Annotated in this window: 16 protein-coding genes; 4 read left to right on the forward strand and 12 right to left on the reverse strand. The window is 63.2% G+C overall.

Features of this window, described 5'->3' with window-relative positions:
- The first annotated feature begins 28 nt into the window (after window positions 1-28).
- From MESS2_RS01105 to MESS2_RS01115, 3 genes are read left to right on the forward strand one after another with little or no spacing between them, the layout of a single operon-like run.
- Entirely contained in the window at window positions 29-2959 is a 2931-nt protein-coding gene (locus MESS2_RS01105) for a molybdopterin oxidoreductase family protein (RefSeq protein ID WP_008872180.1), read from the forward strand.
- Window positions 2956-3690: a 4Fe-4S dicluster domain-containing protein gene (locus MESS2_RS01110; RefSeq protein ID WP_008872181.1), complete on the forward strand. Its 735-nt coding sequence runs from the start codon at window positions 2956-2958 to the stop codon at window positions 3688-3690. Before MESS2_RS01105 ends, MESS2_RS01110 begins: the two co-directional genes overlap by 4 nt.
- Before the next feature lie 5 nt (window positions 3691-3695).
- Window positions 3696-4631, forward strand: coding sequence for a dimethyl sulfoxide reductase anchor subunit family protein (locus tag MESS2_RS01115; RefSeq protein ID WP_008872182.1), 936 nt, complete (start codon window positions 3696-3698; stop codon window positions 4629-4631).
- Window positions 4632-4638: 7 nt separating this feature from the next.
- On the opposite strand, the gene pdeM is transcribed toward MESS2_RS01115, so the two are convergent.
- The 5 genes from pdeM to MESS2_RS01140 form a co-directional block, all read right to left on the reverse strand.
- Entirely contained in the window at window positions 4639-5355 is a 717-nt protein-coding gene (gene pdeM, locus MESS2_RS01120) for a ligase-associated DNA damage response endonuclease PdeM (RefSeq protein WP_008872183.1), read from the reverse strand.
- A gap of 99 nt (window positions 5356-5454) precedes the next feature.
- On the reverse strand, window positions 5455-7989 hold the full coding sequence (locus MESS2_RS01125; protein WP_008872184.1) for a ligase-associated DNA damage response DEXH box helicase: 2535 nt from the start codon (window positions 7987-7989) through the stop codon (window positions 5455-5457).
- A gap of 69 nt (window positions 7990-8058) precedes the next feature.
- A complete protein-coding gene (locus MESS2_RS01130; RefSeq protein WP_008872185.1) occupies window positions 8059-8919 on the reverse strand; it encodes a C40 family peptidase in 861 nt (286 codons plus the stop codon).
- Window positions 8920-8972: 53 nt separating this feature from the next.
- Window positions 8973-9323, reverse strand: a complete 351-nt coding sequence (locus tag MESS2_RS01135) for a MarR family winged helix-turn-helix transcriptional regulator (RefSeq protein ID WP_008872186.1) — start codon at window positions 9321-9323, stop codon at window positions 8973-8975.
- 57 nt (window positions 9324-9380) lie between these two features.
- Window positions 9381-10748, reverse strand: a complete 1368-nt coding sequence (locus MESS2_RS01140) for a leucyl aminopeptidase family protein (protein WP_008872187.1) — start codon at window positions 10746-10748, stop codon at window positions 9381-9383.
- A 120-nt stretch (window positions 10749-10868) separates the two neighbouring features.
- Here MESS2_RS01140 and MESS2_RS01145 point away from each other — a divergent pair, with 120 nt between their 5' ends.
- Window positions 10869-11690 carry a tetratricopeptide repeat protein gene (locus MESS2_RS01145; RefSeq protein ID WP_040591803.1) on the forward strand — a complete coding sequence of 274 codons (822 nt, stop codon included), beginning with the start codon at window positions 10869-10871 and terminating at the stop codon, window positions 11688-11690.
- Between the two features lie 197 nt (window positions 11691-11887).
- Here the strand turns inward: MESS2_RS01145 and MESS2_RS01150 are convergent, their stop codons facing one another.
- The 7 genes from MESS2_RS01150 to cpaB all read right to left on the reverse strand — a co-directional run bounded on the left by MESS2_RS01150 (window position 11888) and on the right by cpaB (window position 20021).
- The gene (locus tag MESS2_RS01150; RefSeq protein ID WP_008872190.1) at window positions 11888-12904 is read right to left on the reverse strand and encodes a type II secretion system F family protein; all 1017 of its coding nucleotides are present in this window, start codon (window positions 12902-12904) and stop codon (window positions 11888-11890) included.
- 104 nt (window positions 12905-13008) lie between these two features.
- Complete coding sequence (locus tag MESS2_RS01155; RefSeq protein ID WP_008872191.1) at window positions 13009-14022, reverse strand: type II secretion system F family protein; 1014 nt, start codon at window positions 14020-14022, stop codon at window positions 13009-13011.
- Between the two features lie 29 nt (window positions 14023-14051).
- Window positions 14052-15554, reverse strand: a complete 1503-nt coding sequence (locus MESS2_RS01160; RefSeq protein WP_008872192.1) for a TadA family conjugal transfer-associated ATPase — start codon at window positions 15552-15554, stop codon at window positions 14052-14054.
- A 29-nt stretch (window positions 15555-15583) separates the two neighbouring features.
- Window positions 15584-16867, reverse strand: a complete 1284-nt coding sequence (locus MESS2_RS01165) for a CpaE/TadZ family protein (RefSeq protein WP_008872193.1) — start codon at window positions 16865-16867, stop codon at window positions 15584-15586.
- 54 nt (window positions 16868-16921) lie between these two features.
- Window positions 16922-17665 (reverse strand): CpaD family pilus assembly protein, encoded by a 744-nt coding sequence (locus tag MESS2_RS01170; protein WP_008872194.1) that lies wholly within the window; start codon window positions 17663-17665, stop codon window positions 16922-16924.
- Window positions 17666-17679: 14 nt separating this feature from the next.
- Window positions 17680-19209, reverse strand: a complete 1530-nt coding sequence (locus MESS2_RS01175) for a type II and III secretion system protein family protein (RefSeq protein ID WP_008872195.1) — start codon at window positions 19207-19209, stop codon at window positions 17680-17682.
- The gene (gene cpaB / locus MESS2_RS01180; RefSeq protein WP_008872196.1) at window positions 19206-20021 is read right to left on the reverse strand and encodes a Flp pilus assembly protein CpaB; all 816 of its coding nucleotides are present in this window, start codon (window positions 20019-20021) and stop codon (window positions 19206-19208) included. The genes MESS2_RS01175 and cpaB overlap by 4 nt, the downstream gene beginning before the upstream one ends.
- Window positions 20022-20060 lie beyond the last annotated feature (39 nt).

Genomic DNA, 20060 nt, shown 5'->3' on the forward strand with positions numbered 1-20060 from the left:
CCAAATACTCGGACAACAAAAGCAACCCATGATCCAAGGACCGCCGCGCGGCGCTAATTCCGCACCGTCCCAACGGCCGCTCGCCGATACGCGCGCGCCCGACGAGGGCGACGGCGTCGACACCTCGCCCGACGTCTCCGACAGCATCGCCAAGACCACCTGCTACATGTGCGCCTGCCGCTGCGGCATCGACGTCCACATCAAGGACGGCAAGGTCCGCTACATCAATGGCAACAAGGACCATCCAATCAATCGCGGCGTGATCTGCGGCAAGGGCAGCTCCGGCATCATGCAGCATTACAGCCCGGCGCGGCTGAAGAAGCCTTTGCTGCGCACCGGTCCGCGAGGCTCCGGTGAATTCCGCGAGATCGAGTGGGAGGAAGCCTTTTCGATCGCAACGGAGCGGCTGTCGGCTATTCGGCGGACCGATCCGAAGAAGCTCGCCTTCTTCACCGGACGCGACCAGTCGCAATCGCTGACCGGCTGGTGGGCGAGCCAGTTCGGCACGCCGAATTTCGCCGCCCATGGCGGTTTCTGCTCGGTCAACATGGCGGCCGGCGGCCTCTATACGATCGGCGGCTCGTTCTGGGAATTCGGCGAACCCGACTGGGACAATACCAAATACTTCATGCTGTTCGGCGTCGCTGAGGACCATGATTCCAATCCGATCAAGATCGGCTTGGGCAAGCTCAAGGCGCGCGGCGCCAAGGTCGTCTCGATCAATCCGTGCCGCACCGGCTACAACGCCATCGCCGACGACTGGATCGGCATCCGGCCAGGCACCGACGGCCTGTTCGTCTTCGCCCTCATCCATGAATTGCTGAAGGCCGGCCGCGTCGATCTCGACTATCTGCTGCGCTATACCAACGCGCATGTCCTCGTCATTCAGGAGCCGGGCGCGGCCGATGACGGGCTGTTCGTGCGCGACGGCGCCGGTAACCCGCTGGCCTGGGACAGGGTGGCCAAGACCCCCGCCGACGCCACGGACGCCGATGCGAAACCTGCGCTGACCGGCAACTTCACTGTCGACGGCCGCCGCTGCGTTCCGGTGTTCCAGCTCATCGCCGACCGTTATCTACATGAGAGCCATGCACCCGACGCCGTCGCGGAACGCTGCGGCATTCCCGCAGACACGATCCGCCGGATCGCCGCCGAACTTGCGCATGTTGCCTTCGAACAGACGATCGAATTGCCGGTGGCCTGGACCGACTGGGCCGGGCGCCGCCACGAGACGATCAAGGGGCGGCCCGTCGCCATGCACGCAATGCGCGGCATCTCCGCTCATTCGAACGGCTTCCACACCTGTCGCGCCATCCATCTCTTGCAGGTGCTGCTCGGAACGGTGGACGTGCCGGGCGGCTTCCGTTTCAAGCCGCCCTATCCTCGCTCGGCGCCGCCGGGGCCGAAGCCCGCGGGCAAGCATGTCAAGCCGATGACGCCGCTGGAAGGCATGCCGCTCGGCTTCGTCTGCGGACCGGACGACCTGCTGGTCGATGAAGCCGGCACGCCTGTTCGCATCGACAAGGCCTACTCCTGGGATGCGCCGCTCGCAGCACACGGCCTGATGCACACGGTGATCCGCAACGCCTGGGCGGGTGATCCCTACCCCATCGATACGCTGCTGATGTACATGTCGAACATGGCCTGGAACTCCTCGATGAACACCGTCGAGACCATCGCCATGCTGACCGACGCAGACGAGGCCGGCAACTACAAGATCCCCTTCATCATCTATTCCGATGCCTATTACTCCGAGACCGTGCCGTTCGCCGATCTCGTGCTGCCGGACACGACCTATCTCGAAAGGCACGACTGCATCAGCCTGCTCGACCGGCCGATCAGCCATGCCGACGGGCCGGGCGACGCCATCCGCCATCCCGTGGTCGAGCCGGATCGCGACGTCAGGCCGTTCCAGTCGGTGTTGATCGAGCTCGGCGCGCGGCTCGGACTGCCCGGTTTCGTCGACGAGGATGGCGCTGCCAGATACCGCGACTATGCCGATTATATCGTCAATCACGAGCGCACGCCCGGCATCGGACCGCTTGCCGGCTGGCGCGGCAAGGACGGCGCTTCGATCGGCAAGGGCGAGCCCAATCCGAACCAGTTGCAGCGCTACATCGACAATGGCGGCTTCTGGCACCACGACTTTTCCGCCGACCAGCGTTATTACAAGATGGCCAACCGCTCCTATCTCGACTTCGCCGAGCAGATGGGTTTTATCCCGAAGACTGAGCCGATCGTCTTCCAGCTTTATTCCGAACCGATGCAGCGCTTCCGCCTGGCGGCGCGTGGCCATGGCAGGGTGCTGCCGCCGGAAGCCGAGTGCGACCGCATCGAGACCTATATGGACCCGCTGCCCTTCTGGTACGCGCCGTTCGAGGAAGCGGCTGTCGACCTCCAGAAATATCCGCTGCATGCGCTGACGCAACGGCCGATGCACATGTATCATTCCTGGGGCTCGCAGAATGCGTGGCTCAGACAAATCACCAGCCAGAACAGGCTGTTCGTGTACCATCGGACCGCATCAAGCCTCGGGCTCGTCGATGACGACTGGGTGTGGGTCGAGAGCATCAACGGCCGGGTGAAGGGGCAGATCAAGCTGGTCGACGGCGTCAATCCCGACACGGTCTGGACCTGGAACGCCATCGGCAAGCGGCGCGGCAGTTGGGGTCTGAAGGACGACGCCGCCGAAAGCAATCGCGGCTTCCTGCTCAATCATATCATCGGCGACCAGACCTCGGCCGATGCGAATGGCAAGCGCTATTCGAACTCCGACCCCGTCACGGGACAGGCGGCATGGTTCGACCTCAGGGTGCGCATCGTCAAATGCGCGGCTGAGGAAGCCGGCTTCACCGAGCCGCAATTCGAGCGCTTCCGGCAGCCGCCGCATTTCGAACCCTCGCCCGACATACTCCGTTTCGGCGCCGAGTTCCGTATGAAAAGAGAAGCCGCCGAATGACCTGCCTTCCCACCCATACCGACAAGAGGCTCGGCCTGGTCATCGACCTCGACACCTGCGTCGGCTGCCAGGCCTGCGTGACGGCTTGCAAGGAGTGGAACACCGGCGGCCACATGGCCCCGCTGACCGACATCGACCCTTATGGCGGCAATGTCGACGGCGTCTGGTTCAACCGTGTCCACAGCTACGAGCACACGACCGAGATGGGCGGACGCACGGTGAACTTCCCGCGCTCCTGCCTGCATTGCGAGACGCCGGCCTGTGTCACCGTCTGCCCGACGGGAGCCTCCTACAAGCGTGCCTCGGACGGCATCGTGCTGATCGACGAGGACAAATGCATCGGTTGCAAATTGTGCAGCTGGGCCTGCCCCTACGGCGCGCGCGAATTCGACACCGATGTCGGCGTGATGAAGAAATGCACGCTCTGCGTCGACCGCATCTACAACGACAATCTGGCCGAGGAAGACCGCGTGCCGGCCTGCGTCGCCGCCTGCCCGACCAGCGCCCGGCATTTTGGCGACCTTGGCGATCCCTTGTCGGCGGTGTCGCAACTGGTTGCTGAGCGCGGCGGCGTCGACCTGATGCCGGAGATGGGCTATCACCCGACCAACAAGTATCTGCCGCCACGCGCGCACACCACGCACGCCGCATCGGTGACGGCATCGGCGCTGGAGCCGGTGCGGGCCGAAGGCGGTTTCCTCGGCTGGGTCGACCGCATGCTTTCGAACTGACATCCATGCATCCAGCCTTCTCGGTCGTCTTCTTCACCACCGCCACGGGCGCCGGTTACGGCCTGCTGGCGCTGCTCGGCGTGCTTGCCGGCATCGGTGCGATCCCGGCCGATTTCTGGCTCGGGCTCATCAGCATGGGGCTGGCGCTCGGCCTGATCGCCGCCGGCCTGTTGTCCTCGACCGGTCACCTCGGCCGGCCGGAGCGGGCATGGCGCGCCTTCTCGCAATGGCGCAGCTCCTGGTTGTCGCGCGAAGGCGTTGCGTCGGTCGCCACCTTTGTCCCGGCCGGGCTGTTCGGCATGGGCTGGGTTCTGCTCGGCCGCACGGATGGCTGGGTGGCTGTCACCGGATTGCTGGCGGCCGTCGGCGCGGTCGTCACAGTCAGCACCACCGGCATGATCTATGCGTCGCTGAAGCCGATCGCCCAATGGCACAGCCGTTTCACCTTGCCAGCCTATCTCATCTTCTCGGCGATGACCGGCAGCGTGCTTTTGAACGCGCTGCTGCAGGGCTTTGCCGTCGGCTCAAAGGCTATGGTGGCGTTCTCGCTGCTCCTCACCCTGGTCGGCTGGGGCTGGAAGCTGGCGACCTGGCGCTACAATGGCCGGCTGGAAATCCCGACCACCGCCAACACCGCGACGGGCTTGGCCGGTGGCACGGTGCGGTCGCTGGAATGGCCGCACACCGAGGAAAACTATCTGCTCAAGGAAATGGGCTTTCGCATCGCGCGCAAGCACGCCGCGAAGCTGCGACAGATCATACAATTGCTGGCTTTCGCCTTGCCTGTCCTGCTTCTGGTTACCGCGTTCGTCTTGCCATGGCCGTTTGCGCCGGTGTTGTCGGCGCTCGCGGCTGTGGTCCAGTTCGTCGGCATGCTGGTCGAGCGCTGGCTGTTCTTCGCCGAGGCGAAGCATACCGTGACACTCTACTACGGTCGGTAGGTCGGTATCAGCCCGGCCGCAGCATCGAGCGGGAGATCGCAAAAATGCGCTCGGCGCCCAGCATATAAGCCATCAGTGTTTCCAGCCGAAACAGCCCGGCATAGGCGCGATCGAGCACGTTGAGCGAGCCGGTATAGGCGCCGAAGGCCGGCATGATCATGCGGCCGCCATCGCCGGCAAAGCAGCGCCGCCGCACCGAACGGCCACGCTGTACGATTCTCGCGCAAGGATGAAGATGGCCTGATATTTCGCCCTCGACACGCACCTTGGAGGGTTCGTGCCGGAACAGCAGCGAACCTATGGCGAGTTCGCGCACCGTGTCACCGGGCAGATCGGCGGGCGCCTCCGGATCGTGGTTGCCGGCGACCCAGAACCAGTCGCGGCCCGCCATCAGCGCTTCCAGGCGTTCGCGGAAGCTTTGATGCATGCGCTCGGCGCCGCCGCCATCGTGGAAAGAGTCGCCCAGGCTGATGACGATCGCGGGCTGGTAATCGGCGATCACCGCCTGCAATCTGAGCAAGGTGGCGCCGGTGTCGTAAGGCGGAATCAGCGCCCCACGCCGGGCGAAAGAAGATCCTTTTTCGAGATGCAGATCGGAGACCGCGAGCAGCCGCAGATCGGGGAAATAGAGCACGCCGCGCGGGTCACAGACCGCGCGCTCGCCGGCGATGCCGACCATGTCGGCCTCGGCGATCAGCGATGCGCGCGCCAGCGAAAAGTTCATCCCCTCGTCACCCTTGTCTTGTGTTTTTTGCAATTCCCCAGGGAAAGCGCTACGCGTTTTTCCCGGGAAAACCGCTACACACTTTTCCTGGAATTGCTTCTATCCTCGGCCCATGGCCTCCTCGACCAGATCGGCCGCTTCCATCAGCAAGGTCTCGTTGGCGCGGCCATTGACCGGTTCCTTGCCTATCTCCAGCATCACCGGTATCGCCAGCGGCGAAATCTGCTCCAGATGCTTATGCACGATTCGACCGCGTACGCGCGAGAGCATCTCGGCAAGTCTGCTGACATCGAGCAATCCTGCCGAAGCATCGGTGCGCGTCGCCTGCAGCAGGATATGGTCCGGCTCGTGGCTGCGCAGCACGTCGTAGATCAGATCGGCCGACACGGTCACCTGACGGCCGCTCTTCTCCTGTCCGGGAAAGCGCTTCTCGATCAGCCCGGCGATGACCGCGCAGGTGCGGAAGGTGCGCTTCAGCATCCAGCTGTCGTTCAGCCAGGCTTCGAGATCGTCGCCCAGCATGTCCTCATCGAACAGCGCGCCGAGCGAGGGCTTTTTCGCCTTGAACAGCGCCGCCATATCGTCCAGCGCCCAGACCGCCAGCGAATAATCGGTGGCGACAAAGCCGAGCGGGCGGGCGCCGGCGCGCTCCAGCCGCCTCGTCAAAAGCATGCCGAGCGTCTGATGTGCCAGCCTGCCTTCGAATGGATAGGCGACCATGTAATGCCGGTTGCCGCGTGGAAAGGTCTCGACCAAGAGGTCGCCGCGCTTCGGCAGCACCGACTTTTCCTTCTGCAGCCTGAGCCAGTCGGCCACCTGTTCGGGCAGCGCCTGCCAGCGGCCGGAATCGGCCAGCATGCCGCGCACCTGGTCGGCCAGATAGGTCGACAGCGGGAATTTTCCGCCGGCATAGGACGGCACGATGATGTTGGCGCCGGCGCCGTTGGAGACGACGCATTCGTTCTCGCGGATGCCCTCGAAGCGAAGAACTTTGCCGGCAAACAGGAAATTGTCGCCGGGGCGCAAGGTTTCGGCGAAATACTCCTCGATCTTGCCGAGCACCGGGCCGCCGCGCCCGGCCATGCCCCGCCCCTGCCTGACATAGCGCACGTTGAGCTCCGGCATTTCGACGATGGTGCCGACATTCAAGCGATATTGCTGCGCGATGCGCGGATGAGAGACACGCCACAGCCCGTCGACCGTCTTGCGAATGCGGGCGTAGCGCTCGTAGTTTTTCAGTGCATAACCGCCGGTGGCGACGAAATCGACGACGCGGTCGAAGGTCTCGCGTTCCAAGGCCGCATAGGGCGCGGCGCCGCGCACCTCTTCAAACAGCAGATCGGCATTGAAAGGCGCGCCGCAGGCGACGCCCAGCACATGCTGCGACAGCACGTCGAGCGCGCCCTTGATCAATGGCGGCGTGTCCTGCGCGCCGAGATAGTTGGCGTCGAGAGCCGCCCGGCATTCCAGCACCTCGAAACGGTTGGCCGGAATCAGGATCGCCTTGGACGGCTCATCCATGCGGTGGTTGGCGCGGCCGATGCGCTGCGCCAGCCGGCTCGCCCCCTTCGGCGCGCCGACATGCACGACCAGATCGACATCGCCCCAGTCGATGCCGAGATCAAGCGTCGAGGTGGCGACGATGGCGCGCAGCGCGTTCTCGCCCATCGCCTTCTCGACCCGCCGGCGCTGGCCGACATCGAGCGAGCCGTGATGCAATGCGATCGGCAGCGCGTCCTCATTGGCCCGCCACAGCTCCTGGAACAGCAATTCGGCCTGGCTGCGGGTGTTGACGAACAGAAGCGTGGTGCGGTGCTTTTTGATCGCCTCGTAGATTTCGGGAATGGCGTAACGCGCCGAATGGCCGGACCACGGCACGCGCTCCTGCGAGTCGAGGATGGAGATGTCGGGTTTCGCCCCGCCGGCGACGGTGATCAGCCCGGCCATCGCGGGGCTTTTCAAGGTCTTGGGTGGGTTCTGGCCGACCAGCCAGTTGCGCAATTCGTCTGGCTCGGCGACAGTGGCCGAAAGCCCGATCGTCTGCAGGCCAGGCACATAGTTGCGCAGCCGCGCCAGGCCGAGCGCCAGAAGATGCCCGCGCTTCGAGGTCACCAGCGAATGCAACTCGTCGAATATGACGTAGCACAGATCCTCGAAGAAGCGCCGGGCATCGGGCGCCGCGATCAGCAGCGCCAGTTGCTCAGGCGTGGTGAGCAGGATGTCGGGCGGCACCAGCTTCTGCCGCTGGCGCTTGTGGGCGGGGGTGTCGCCGGTGCGCGTCTCGATCGTGACGGGCAGGCCGATCTCTTCCACAGGCTTGCCGAGATTGCGCTCGATGTCGACGGCCAGCGCCTTCAGCGGCGAGATGTAGAGCGTGTGGATGCCACGATGCGCCTGTCCCGGTTTCCTCCTTGGCCGATTGGCCAGCTCGGTCAGCGACGGCATGAACCCGGCCAGCGTCTTGCCGGCGCCGGTCGGCGCGATCAGCAGCACCGACTGCCCTGCTTGCGCCCTTGCCAGCAACTCGATCTGATGAGCGCGCGGCGACCAGCCCTTTTCCGCGAACCATTTGACGAATAGCTCGGGCAGGAGAACGGCGGCATTCCGGTCGGCGAGGCGTGGCTGCTCTGTCACGCGCTAGAGGTAGCGCGACGGCGGGCAATCGCCAAGCAGATTCGGAACAAATGGGGATCGAGATTCGCTCTAAGGACGCCGAAACCCCGTTGGCTCGCCATAGAGATAGCCGATGCGGGCAACGGCATCCTTGAACCTTTCGCGTGAGACCAGCATGGTGTGGCCGTTGGCGTGGATCATGGTCTTGGCATCGGTCATGACGGCGACATGGCCTTTCCAGAACACCAGGTCGCCGCGCCTGAGCCCGGCAAAATCCGTGCCGGGGTCGAGCGGCTCGCCGATGGTCGCCGCCTGCATGTCGGAATCGCGCAGCACCTGCCTGCCGGCCATGCGAAGCGCCAATTGCACGAGGCCGGAACAGTCGATGCCGAAGCTGGAGGCGCCACCCCACAGATAAGGTGTGCCGAGAAACGTCTCCGCGACGGCGACATAGTCGGCGGCCACCTCGCTAACTGGCTGCAAATGGCCCGATATGATCGCCTCGCCGGATGGCAGCAGCGCATAGTGCGTGCCGCGCGTTTCGGCAGCACCGGTCACCGTTACCGCCGATCCCATCGAGAATTGTCCGGTGATGGGAAACCGCAAATCCGGGCCGGGATAGAGGAAGGTGCGCGGCACCGAAACGACGTGAGTCGGCGTGTGATCCCGCGCTCCCAGCACAGTGTCGGCGACATAGCCGACATAACCGTCGCGTTCGGCCTGGATCCAGGCCCAGCCTTCAGCGTTTTCGAAGACGAGGACATCGTCACCGAACAGGGCTTGGGTATTGACGCCGGCGTCGGGGCGCGGCGCCTTGCGTATGTCGGCCACGGACGCGGTGATCCGCGCCGGCCGGCCGGCGATAAAGCGCTCGGCGGCGACCTCGCCCTTCAGCCTGGCGTCGGCGAGATCGGATCGGAAGGCGTGGAGGCGGGCGTCGCGGGCGGTCAAATCGGCAACTCTGTTCTATCTTGTCTGTTTTATTTGGCGTTTGATCTTTTGCCCTAGATGGGCAGTTCCTGGGCTCTGGCGATGATACCATCACCAAAGCGCTCGACAAAGAGCGCGCCTTCGACCGTGCGCTTGACCAGCACGTTGCGCTTGTCGAGTTCGTCGCGGTGGCGCGAGACCAGCTTCAGCCCGCCCATCGTGTCGAGCGCCCGGGTGATGACCGGCTTGGTGACGTTGAGCCGCGCGGCCAGCCCGCGCACCGTATGCGGCGGTGGATCGAGATAGATGGTGAACAGGATCGCCGTCTGGCGCATGGTAAGATCAGGCGCGCCCTCGCGCACCTGCGACAGCATCACCTGCTGCCACAGTCGCATGGCCTGGCTCGGACGCATCGCGATCGACATCCGGCCAGCATGGCGGCAAATTGTTTCGGTTCCGTTTCAGTCGCGAATCTTCGTTGGCTATGAGCTAAAACGTTTGGAGATGACACTCTCCAGCGCGCGGATGCCTTGCGCATCGCCACCGGCTGGACCATGGGGACGATCGGCCGGATTCCAGGCGAAGATATCGAAATGCGCCCAACGGTGGGTCTTCTCGACGAAGCGCTTGAGGAACAGCGCAGCGGTGATCGAACCGGCGAACCCGTCAGTGGTGACATTGTTGATGTCGGCGATCTTCGACGACAGCTTTGCGTCGTAGGGGCGCCACAGCGGCATACGCCACAGCGGATCCTCGGCCGCGACGGAGGCCGCCGCCAGTTCGGATGCCAGCGCATCGTCGCCGGTGTAGAAAGGTGGCAGGTCGGGACCGAGCGCGACGCGCGCGGCCCCCGTCAGGGTCGCCATGTCGACCAGCAATTGCGGTTTCTCGTCATCGGCCAGCGCCAGGGCATCCGCCAGCACCAGCCGCCCCTCGGCGTCGGTGTTGCCGATCTCGACGGTGATGCCCTTGCGGCTCGCCAGCACATCGCCGGGCCGGAAGGCGTTGCCGGCGATCGAATTCTCGACCGCCGGGATCAGCACGCGCAGCCGAACCTTCAGCCCGGCAGCCATGATCATCGAAGCGAGGCCAAGAACATTGGCGGCGCCGCCCATATCCTTTTTCATCAACAGCATGCCGGATGACGGCTTGATGTCGAGGCCGCCGGTGTCGAAGCAGACGCCCTTGCCGACCAGCGTCACCTTCGGCGCGTTCTTCGGTCCCCAGGCCATATCGATCAGGCGCGGCGCATCGGCCGATGCACGGCCGACCGCGTGGATCATGGGGAAGTTCTGCGTCAGCAGATCGTCGCCCTTGGTCACCGATACTTCGGCCTTGTGCGCCGCGGCCAGTGTCCGAACCGCCGCCTCCAACTGGTCCGGCCCCATGTCGCTGGTCGGCGTGTTGACGAGATCGCGCGTCAGGAAAACACCGTCGGCGATACGGCGAATGCGCGCCGCATCGGCGCCGTGCGGCAACGCGAAGCGCAGCGTCTTGCCCGGTTTCTTACCGTAGCGGGTGAAGACATAGCCACCGAGCACCAGCGCAATCGCCGCGAGTTCCGGGTCGGCCAATGCGGAGGCGAAATGCCAGTCGCCTTCCGGCAAGGCTCTCGCCAGGGCGCCGATGGCGAGCGCGCCCTCGCCATCGCCGGTGCCGAACAGCGCGCCGGCCAGCGCGCCATTTTCACCGGGTACGATTAACGTCCTGCCAGCCTCGCCGGAGAAGCCGTTGGCCCTCGCCCAGGCGATCGACGATGGCGAAAGGTCCGCTGCCTGCAGACCGTCCCTGGCGACCAGATGCACCGGCAGCGCGTTCTTCGGTTTCGTCTCGATGAGTTCGACAGGCATGGAATGGTCTCCGGCTTTCGAGTCGGCGTTTCTTAACTGTCCGTTAGGGTTAACAGAATATTTCTTTGGGTGGGAAGACGGCTACGCAATGGCCGCGCGCACGGATAGAGGCCGATGTTGATGCCGACCAACCGAATGATGAACGCCACGGGAAAACGGCTGATCACGACGGCATTCATGATGGCGCTTGCAGCCAGCGTCGCCGGCTGCGGAACCAGCAAATTCACCACCGGCTCGATCGCGCGTTTCAGCAGCAAACCGCTGGAAACCATGTCGGCCGGCGAATTGCACAGCGCAACGACCAGGCTTGGCGAATCCTATGCCAAGAACCCCAACGACAAGCGGATCGCGACGAACTATGCAGCGGCGCTGCAGATGGATGGCGATGCCGACCAGTCGCTGGCGGTGATGCGCAAGCTGGCGATCGCCCTGCCAAAGGACCGCGACGTGCTTGCCGCCTATGGCAAGGCGCTCGCCGCCAATGGGCAGTTCGAGCCGGCACTCGATGCCGTGCGCCGCGCGCAGACGCCGGAGTATCCGGACTGGCGACTGGTATCGGCGGAAGCTGCCATTCTCGACCAGCTCGGCCAGAAGGACGAAGCGCGCCAGGATTACCGCAAGGCGCTCGAGCTGAAGCCGAACGAACCCTCGATCCTTTCCAACCTTGGCATGTCCTATGTGCTGGAGGGCGATTTGCGCATGGCTGAAACCTATATGCGCACGGCCGCCCAGCAGCCGAACGCGGACAGCCGGGTCCGCCAGAATTTGGCGCTGGTCGTCGGCCTGCAGGGCCGTTTCGACGAGGCCGAGAAGATCGCTTCGCAGGAATTGTCACCCGAGCAGGCGCAGGCGAACGTGGCCTATCTTCGCCAGATGCTTGCCCAGCAGAATGCCTGGAGCCAGCTCAAGGACCAGGACAAGGCAAAGCCCGCCACCAACTGACAATAGCAGCTACGGGCACCAAGAGCCACGTGCGTCCACCTGGACGCACAAAGTACGCTCACAGCTAGCACTTTGAATCCACGCGTCGTGCTTTCCGAAAATCGCTTCCGACTTCCGGCCGATGCGGTGGCGCCCGTTCAGATCAAAAGCCGCGCGGCGTCGGCAGCGCGGCTTTCTCTTTGGCTTCGACAGGTTGCTTACGGGCTGCTGGTTTTCGACGCGTCGCCGAAGATGCCGCGCTGGCTGACCTGGATGCCTGCCGGGCCTAGAATGATGGCAAAAAGCACCGGCAGGAAGAACAGGATCATCGGCACGGTGAGCTTGGGTGGCAAGGCCGCGGCCTTCTTCTCGGCGGCGTTCATGCGCATGTCACGGCTTTCGGCGGCAAGCACGCGCAGCGCATGCGCCACCGGCGTGCCGTAGCGCTCGGCCTGGACCAGCGCTTGCGATACCGATTTCACCGACTCCAGGCCGGTGCGGCTCGCAAGGTTTTCGTAAGCCTGCTTGCGTTCCTGCAAATAGGAAAGCTCGGCATTGGTCAGGATGAACTCTTCGGCGAGCGCTACCGACTGTGCGCCGATCTCGTCGGCGACCTTGTGGAGCGCCGCCTCCACCGACATACCCGACTCGACACAGATCAGCATCAGGTCGAGTGCGTCCGGCCAAGCCATCTGGATCGACTGCTTGCGCTTGGTGGCCCGGTTGTTGACATAGAGCACCGGCGCGTAAAAGCCCGCATAAGCAACGACGATGCAGACGAATATCTTGATCAAAGGCGGCTGCTCGGGCAATCCGCCGAGCACGAACAGGTATACGGCAGCCAGCGCGAAGCCGACAAAAGGCAGGACCAGGCGGAAGAAAAGGAAGCGCGTCAGCGGGTTTTGTCCGCGAAAGCCCGCCACTTTCAGCTTCTGCAACGTGCCTTCATCCGCCAAAGCACGCCTCAGATCGAGGCGGTCGACGATGTTGCGCATGCCGATCGATTGTTCCTCACGCAGGCCCTTGCGACGCCGATCGGCCTCCGCGGCCAGCCGCGCGCGCTGCTTGGCGCGCAACTCGTCACGCTCCAGCGCCACGGATTTCATGCGCGTCTTGAGCTGGTTCCCGCCGAAGGCCGGCAGCAGTGTGAGGGCGGTCGCAAACACCGCGATGGCGACCAGCATGGCAATGAGAAATGCCGGGTCGGTAAAGGTTTTGACGACATGTTCGGTCATGCGCTCTCAATCCCGGAGTATTTTGCAGCCAAGTGAATCACTTGGCGTCGCACGGCTAAAACAGATAGAGCGGGATGCAGGGTTCAATTCGAACGCATCCCGTTCTAGACATCGAAGTTCATCATCTTGCGCATCACCAGGATGCCGATCGACATCCAGACCGCTGAACAGCCAAGGATCAGATTGCCGACGCTGGTGGTGAACAGCGGCATGATGTAGTTCGGGCTTGTCAGGTAGACGAGACAGGCGACGATGAACGGCAATGCGCCGATGATCATGGCGGACGCCTTCGCTTCCATGGACAGCGCCTGGACCTTGGCCTTCATTTTCTTGCGGTCGCGAAGCACGCGCGAAAGATTGCCAAGCGCCTCCGAAAGGTTGCCGCCTGCCTGGGACTGGATCTGGATGACGATGCCGAAGAAGCTCGCCTCCGTGCATGGCATGGTTTCGGCCATGCGCATCGAGGCGTCGGGGATCGACAGGCCCATCTGCTGCGAATCGACGATGCGGCGGAACTCGGTCTTGACCGGTTCGGGAGATTCGTTGGCGATCAGGCGGATGGCGTCGTTCAACGGCAGGCCTGATTTGACCGCACGCACGATGATGTCGAGCGCGTTCGGGAATTCGTTGAGGAAGGCCTTGACCCGGCGAGCGCGGGTAAACGAGACGAACCAACGCGGCAGGCCGAGAGCGCCGACCAGCAGCACACCCGGCAATGCAAGCAGCGGCGCTCCGATGAAATAGGCGAGAAAGGTCAGGACGACGCCGCAAACAGCCGAGTAGATATAGAAGCGCTCAAGCGAGACCTTCATGCCCGCCTGGCGGATCTGGGCCTTCAGCGGCGGTTTCTTGACGACGCGCTGGGTGGATTTCTGCTTCTGTTCGAGTTCCTTCAGCGAATCCTGCACCGATTTGCGCCGCTTGGCGGCTTCCGCCACGCGATCGCGCGAAGCCTTCACGACGGCACGATCGGTTTCAGCGGTCTTGATCGTCTCCAGCCGCCTGCCGACCTGCTTCTCCTCGCTGATCTGGTTGAACAGAAAAGCGTAGGCGACCCCGCCGGCGCTGAAGCCGGCGAGCACGATGAATGCCAATACGGTGGCGTCAATTCCGAACATCGACCCTGGCCCCTGCGCCTGCGGATGCGTCAGTCAGCGCGTTTCTCCATCGCCTCGAGCGCATTGGCGAGGCGCTGTTCCTCGCCATAGTAGCGGGCGCGGTCCCAGAAATGCGGACGACCGATGCCTGTCGACACATGCTCGCCCAACAGCCTGCCGTTCGCGTCCTCGCCCTTGATATTATAAAGGACGAGGTCCTGCGTAATGACGACGTCGCCTTCCATTCCGATCACCTCGGTGATGTGGGTGATACGTCGCGATCCGTCGCGCAGGCGAGCGGCCTGTATTATCACGTCAATGGAACCGACCACGATTTCGCGCACGGTTTTCTGCGGCAGCGTGTAGCCACCCATCGCGATCATCGATTCGATACGGTTCAGGCATTCGCGCGGACTGTTCGAGTGGATCGTTCCCATCGAGCCGTCATGGCCGGTGTTCATCGCCTGCAGAAGGTCGAACACTTCCGGTCCGCGCACCTCGCCGACGATGATGCGCTCGGGCCGCATGCGCAGGCAGTTCTTGACCAGATCGCGCATGGTCACCTCACCCTCGCCTTCGAGATTGGGCGGACGGGTTTCCAGACGCACGACATGCGGCTGCTGCAGTTGCAGCTCGGCCGAATCCTCGCAGGTGATGACGCGCTCCTCGCGGTCGATATAGTTGGTCAGGCAATTGAGCAGTGTCGTCTTGCCCGAGCCGGTGCCGCCCGAAATGACGATGTTGCAGCGCACGCGGCCGATGATCTTGAGGATCTCGGCGCCTTGCTGCGAAATGGCCCCGAACTTGACCAGCTGATCGAGCGTCAGCTTGTCCTTCTTGAATTTGCGGATGGTGAGCGCGGTGCCGTCGATAGCGAGCGGCGGTGCGATGACGTTGACGCGGGAGCCGTCGGGAAGACGCGCGTCGCAGATCGGGCTCGATTCATCGACACGGCGGCCGACCTGGCTGACGATGCGCTGACAGATGTTGAGGAGTTGCTGGTTGTCGCGGAAACGAATGCCGGTCTGCTCGACCTTGCCGTTGACCTCGATGTAGACGTTCCTGGAGCCGTTGACCATGATGTCGGCAATGTCGTCACGGGCGAGCAGTGGCTCCAGCGGCCCATAGCCCAGCACGTCGTTGCAGATATCCTCGAGCAGCTCTTCCTGCTCGGAAATCGACATCGCGAAATTCTTGATCGCGATGATGTCGTTGACGATATCGCGGATTTCCTCGCGCGCGCTTTCGGGGTCAAGCTTGGCGAGTTGCGACAGGTCGATCGTGTCGATGAGCGCTGAGAAGACCTGGCTCTTGGTGTCGTAATAGGTTTCGCTCTTTTCGCGCTGGACCTTTCTCGGCTCCGGCGCCAATGGCGGTGCCTCGACAGCGCGCCGCGCGGGCGGCGCAGGCGTGCCCGATGGCGGCGGCGCTGGCTTGGCAAGAACCGCCGTATCCGCTGGGGTTGCCGGCGCCGAAGCGGCAGGCGCAGGTGCCGGCTGACGGAATTCCGGCGTAAACCGGCTGCCGTCGTCACTGCCTCTCTTACCAAACATGATCGACTACCAATTCCGCCACGGAAGCATCACTTCTTGTTACGCGAGAGCTTGCCGAGGAGATTGCCAAGGCCGGCTTTCTTTTTCACCTTGATTTCGCTGCGCCCGGTCAGCACATGCGCAATCTCGTTGACCATGCCGACCACCGGGTTCTTGGCATCCATTTCACCGAGCATCCGCCCGTTGTTGGCGGCGTTTCCGAACAGCAGCGGCTCGAAGGGAATGACCGACATCGGCGAGATGCCGAGCGAGTCGGCGAAGTCGGACGACGCGATCTCCGGGCGCTTCGGCACGCCGGCCTGATTGATGATCAGCTTCGGCGGCGGATCGTTCGGGCGAAGCCTTTTGAACATGTCGACCAGGTTCTTGGTGTTGCGCAGATTGGCCAGTTCCGGCGTCGCCGTGATAACGATCTCGTCGGCCTTGGTCAGCGTGTTCTTGGTCCAGCCCGTCCAGACATGCGGGATATCGAGCACCAGAAGCGGCACGCTGCGCTGGGCGGTGTCGACAAGCTGCGTGAAGGCATCGGGATCGAAATCGTAAACCCGGTCGAGCGTCGAGGGCGCTGCAAGCAGCGACAGATGCTCGGCGCACTGGGCAAGCAGCCGGTCGAGATAGACCTCGTCGATACGTTCCGGTGAAAAGACCGCCTCGGCAATGCCCTGGGCCGGATCCTGATCGAAATTGATGTTGGCCGTGCCGAAAGCAAGATCGAGATCGGCGACGACCACTTCCGACTTGAACAGGGATGACATCGCCCAGGCTACATTGTGAGCGATGGTCGAGGAACCGACGCCCCCCTTGGCGCCGATGAAGGCAATCGAGCGGCCGATCGGCTCGGCTTCCGGGTCAACGAAGATCGACGATATCACGCTGACGATATCGGCCATCGACACCGGCGCAATGACGTATTCCGAAATACCGGAACGGATGAGCTCGCGGTAGAGGCCGACATCGTTGTAGTGGCCGATGACGACGACCTTCGAGGTCGGATCGCAATATTCCGAGAGCTGCGTGAGTTGCTCCAGCAACTGCTTCGGCTCGCTGCGCGATTCCAGCAGGATCAGGTTCGGCGTCGGCGCCGATTGGTAGAATTCGATGGCGGTGGGGATGCCCCCCATATGGACCTTCAGATGGGCCTTGGCCATGCGGCGGTCCTCGCCGGCGCGTTCGACCGGATTGGCAACACCATCGGTCTCGCAGAACGCCTGGATCGAGATGCGCGGGATCGGCCGCAAGGCCTGCATCGCGGCGATATCCTGCTGCGAGGTTTCGCCGCCATCCACCGCGGTGTCGTAAGCAAGATTGCTCATTGTCGTCTCTTTCCGTGACTTCTGCGGCTTAAGGTCCGTCGAGTGTCCAAGTCCCTAGTAGTCCACTTCCGAATTGCCGAGGAACTCGTCCGAAATACCTCTGTCGCGGTAGACGTCGATCACCGCGCTCCGATTTTCCGCATCGATGGGCGTCTGCTTGCGCGGTCCGATCAGATCGGCCGGATTGGCCATCTGGGCGGCAAGATTGTTCTGATAGGAGCAGCCGAAATCGGCATAGTGCTTGTTTTCCGACGTCTGCAGCAGGTCTTCGGGCCAGCGTCCGCATTTGTCGGTCTGGGCCTTCACCGAGACATAAGCGACACGGATCGGCGCCGACGCTTCGGCCGAAGCCGACTGGTAGGTGGTCATGACGATCCGGTTGCGGCTGATGCCGCTGGCAATCGCAAGCCTGGCGAAATCGCGACCGGCCGCTGTCGCGGCGATCTCGTTGGCCGAGCCGCTCGGGATCGCGATGGTCAGGGTCGGAGCGGCGCTCTTGTCGTAGCCGTCGAGGAAGCCCAGCAGCGTGTCGCGCTGCGAGCGGGTCATGCCGCGATCGCCGGCACCGACCGGGAGGTCGATCTTCTCGTTCTTCTCCGCGATCACGATCGGATGGTTGGTGCGATAATCGTCCGGAATGGCGCCTACCGTGACGCTGTCGCGCCTGAGGTCGGCGCAGCCGGTCAGCAATGCCGCGACCGCGACCGCCAGGACCGGGATGGCTTGCCGATAGAGTCGCGAACGGCCGGACCGCACTGCTGCAGTGATCGTCCTTGCCTTCGATGCTGACTGAGACATGTCCGCTTCCCCGCTTACTTGTAGATGAAGCCGACAACGCCGTGATAACGGCCATTGGGCCTGTCGGTCTGCATGGTGCCGTAGACGCGATTGACGCGGCCAAGAAACATGCCGGCGCCATCGCTGGCGGCGTTGAAATTGTCGTCCGGCTTGGCAAGGTCGTTACGCGCCACCGGCTTCACCAGATATGGCGTTATGATGATCACGAGCTCGGTTTCGTTACGGACGAAGTCCCTGCTGCGGAAGAGAGCGCCAAGTACTGGAATCTTGGTCAGACCAGGCAGGCCGTTGACGGCCTGCCTAAGATCGTCGCGGACAAGGCCGGCAATCATCATCGAGCCGCCCGAAGGAAGTTCCACCGTCGTATCGGCCAAGCGTTTGCGGAGCGAGAGGGCGTTCATGCCGGGGCTTGTTACGCCCTCGGACAAAGATACGGATCCCTCCGTTGTCGGCTCGGAGACCGACGTCCTGACCTTCAGGCTGATGCGGCCGGGAGACAGCACCACGGGCTGGAACTCCAGGCCAATGCCGTATTCGATCTTCTCGACTGTATACGTCTTCAAACCGGTCTGGTTATCGGTGGATACGGCTTGGGAAACGCTGTTCACCATATTATATTCGCCGCCGACTTTGAAGGTCGCCTTCTCGCCGGATACGGCCGTCAATGTTGGCTCGGCGAGCGTTTTCATAACGCCTGACTGTTCCATGGCGTTGATGTAGGCCTGCAGCGTCGAGCTGCCGATTGCGAGGCCCGAGTTCGACAGCGACTTGCCTAAACCGGTGAAATTGTCGCTTATCGCGCCCCAGCTGATGCCGTTGCTGCCGCCATTGCCGACCATATTGACGCCGAGCTGCTTCATCACCGAGCGGCTGACTTCCGCAACCGTCACCTTAAGCGTCACCTGGTCGTCGCCGATGATCTGCAGCAGGTTGACGATCTTGCTGACCCGGCGCTCGGCATCCGGATTGTCTATGGCGACGCCAGCGTCGGCCGAGCCGCCGGCAGCGGTCTGTGAATACTGGCCCGTGGTCGCTTCGCCGCCGGACACGAATATGTTGGCCAAATCGGCGGCACGCTTGGCATCCAGCGGGGTGTCAACGGTCCCGGTCAGAACGACGTTGTCGTTCAGCAACTCGACCTTGACCTGAGACGACGGGATGAAGCGCTTGATATAGTCTTCCAGTCCGGCGACATCGCGTTCGACCGCCAGATCCAGGCTGGCGATCTGTTCGCCATTGGGACCGAAGACGAAGATATTGGTCTCGCCAACCTGCTTGCCGAACAGATAGATGCGCCTGGCGGTGCGGGTCACGGCATCGGCGACCGTCGGGTTGGCGACGAGAATGTCGTAGGCGTCGCTCGGCAGGTCGATGACCACCGATTTGTTCAATCCGAGCTTGACGCGCTGGGTGGCGGTCGAAGCCGTCACCTCGGCATTCCTGCCCGCCGCATTCGCTTCGACGAGGCCATGCGTATTCGTTGCAAGGAGAAACAGGCCGATTGCCGTAGCCAGATTGACCGGTAGTTTGTCGTTTAGCCTCATTTCCTTGTCCCCACTTCGGAAACTTCGCCCGATTTGATCAATCGTACCGTCCCGCGCCGCCCGTTGCCGGAAACAAGATAATCGGCCTCGCCCAGATTCTTCTCCTGGGTGTCGGTGATCGACCGCAGCGCCAAGGTCAGGCGATCCGCCATCTGCTGCGCGACGGTGATGATCTCCGCCTGTTGCGCCGTCAGTTCCAGCGTGGCGGTCTGGCCGACCCTGGTCTTCTTGCCTTCCTCGTCCTCCTGGATGGTCTGGTCGATCGCCAGGACGCGGATGTTCTTGAGGATGGTTTCGGTGGTGAAGCCGGCGGGCGCGCCGTTGGCGGCCTCGGATCTGCGGGTCATGATGACGTCGACGAAATCGTTGGGGAGGATGAAGCCGCCGGCCGAAGTGTCGGCCGCTATGGTTGTGGCGACGGCCCGCATGCCGGAAGGCAGGATCGACGACATGAAACTTTGTCCCTCGCCGATCAACTTGGAGCGCCGCAGCGGCTCACCGGCATACATCGCCACACGGGCGACGGCGCCTTTCAGCTTCTCCAGCGCTTCGGGCTCGGCGGCGCGGGTGATGAAATTCGCGTTGATGCCGTCAGCCGGCCAGGACTGCCAACTGATGTTGTTCTCAAGCTGGCTTCCCATCGTAACATCGCCGGACAGGACAAGGACGTCCTGCAGCGCGATCGCCGGCGCCTGGGGCCCGGCCTCGACGATTTGCGGCGGCGGAGCCGCCACCATGTTTTTCGCAACATAGCCAGCGCCACCCGCCGCAGCCACAGCCACGCCTAGAATAATCAGTCGGGATGCTGGCATCTGTCCGAACCTCGCCCTTGGCAAACCATGTAGCCAAGC

This window comes from Mesorhizobium metallidurans STM 2683 (assembly GCF_000350085.1).
Taxonomy (GTDB): Bacteria; Pseudomonadota; Alphaproteobacteria; order Rhizobiales; family Rhizobiaceae; genus Mesorhizobium; species Mesorhizobium metallidurans.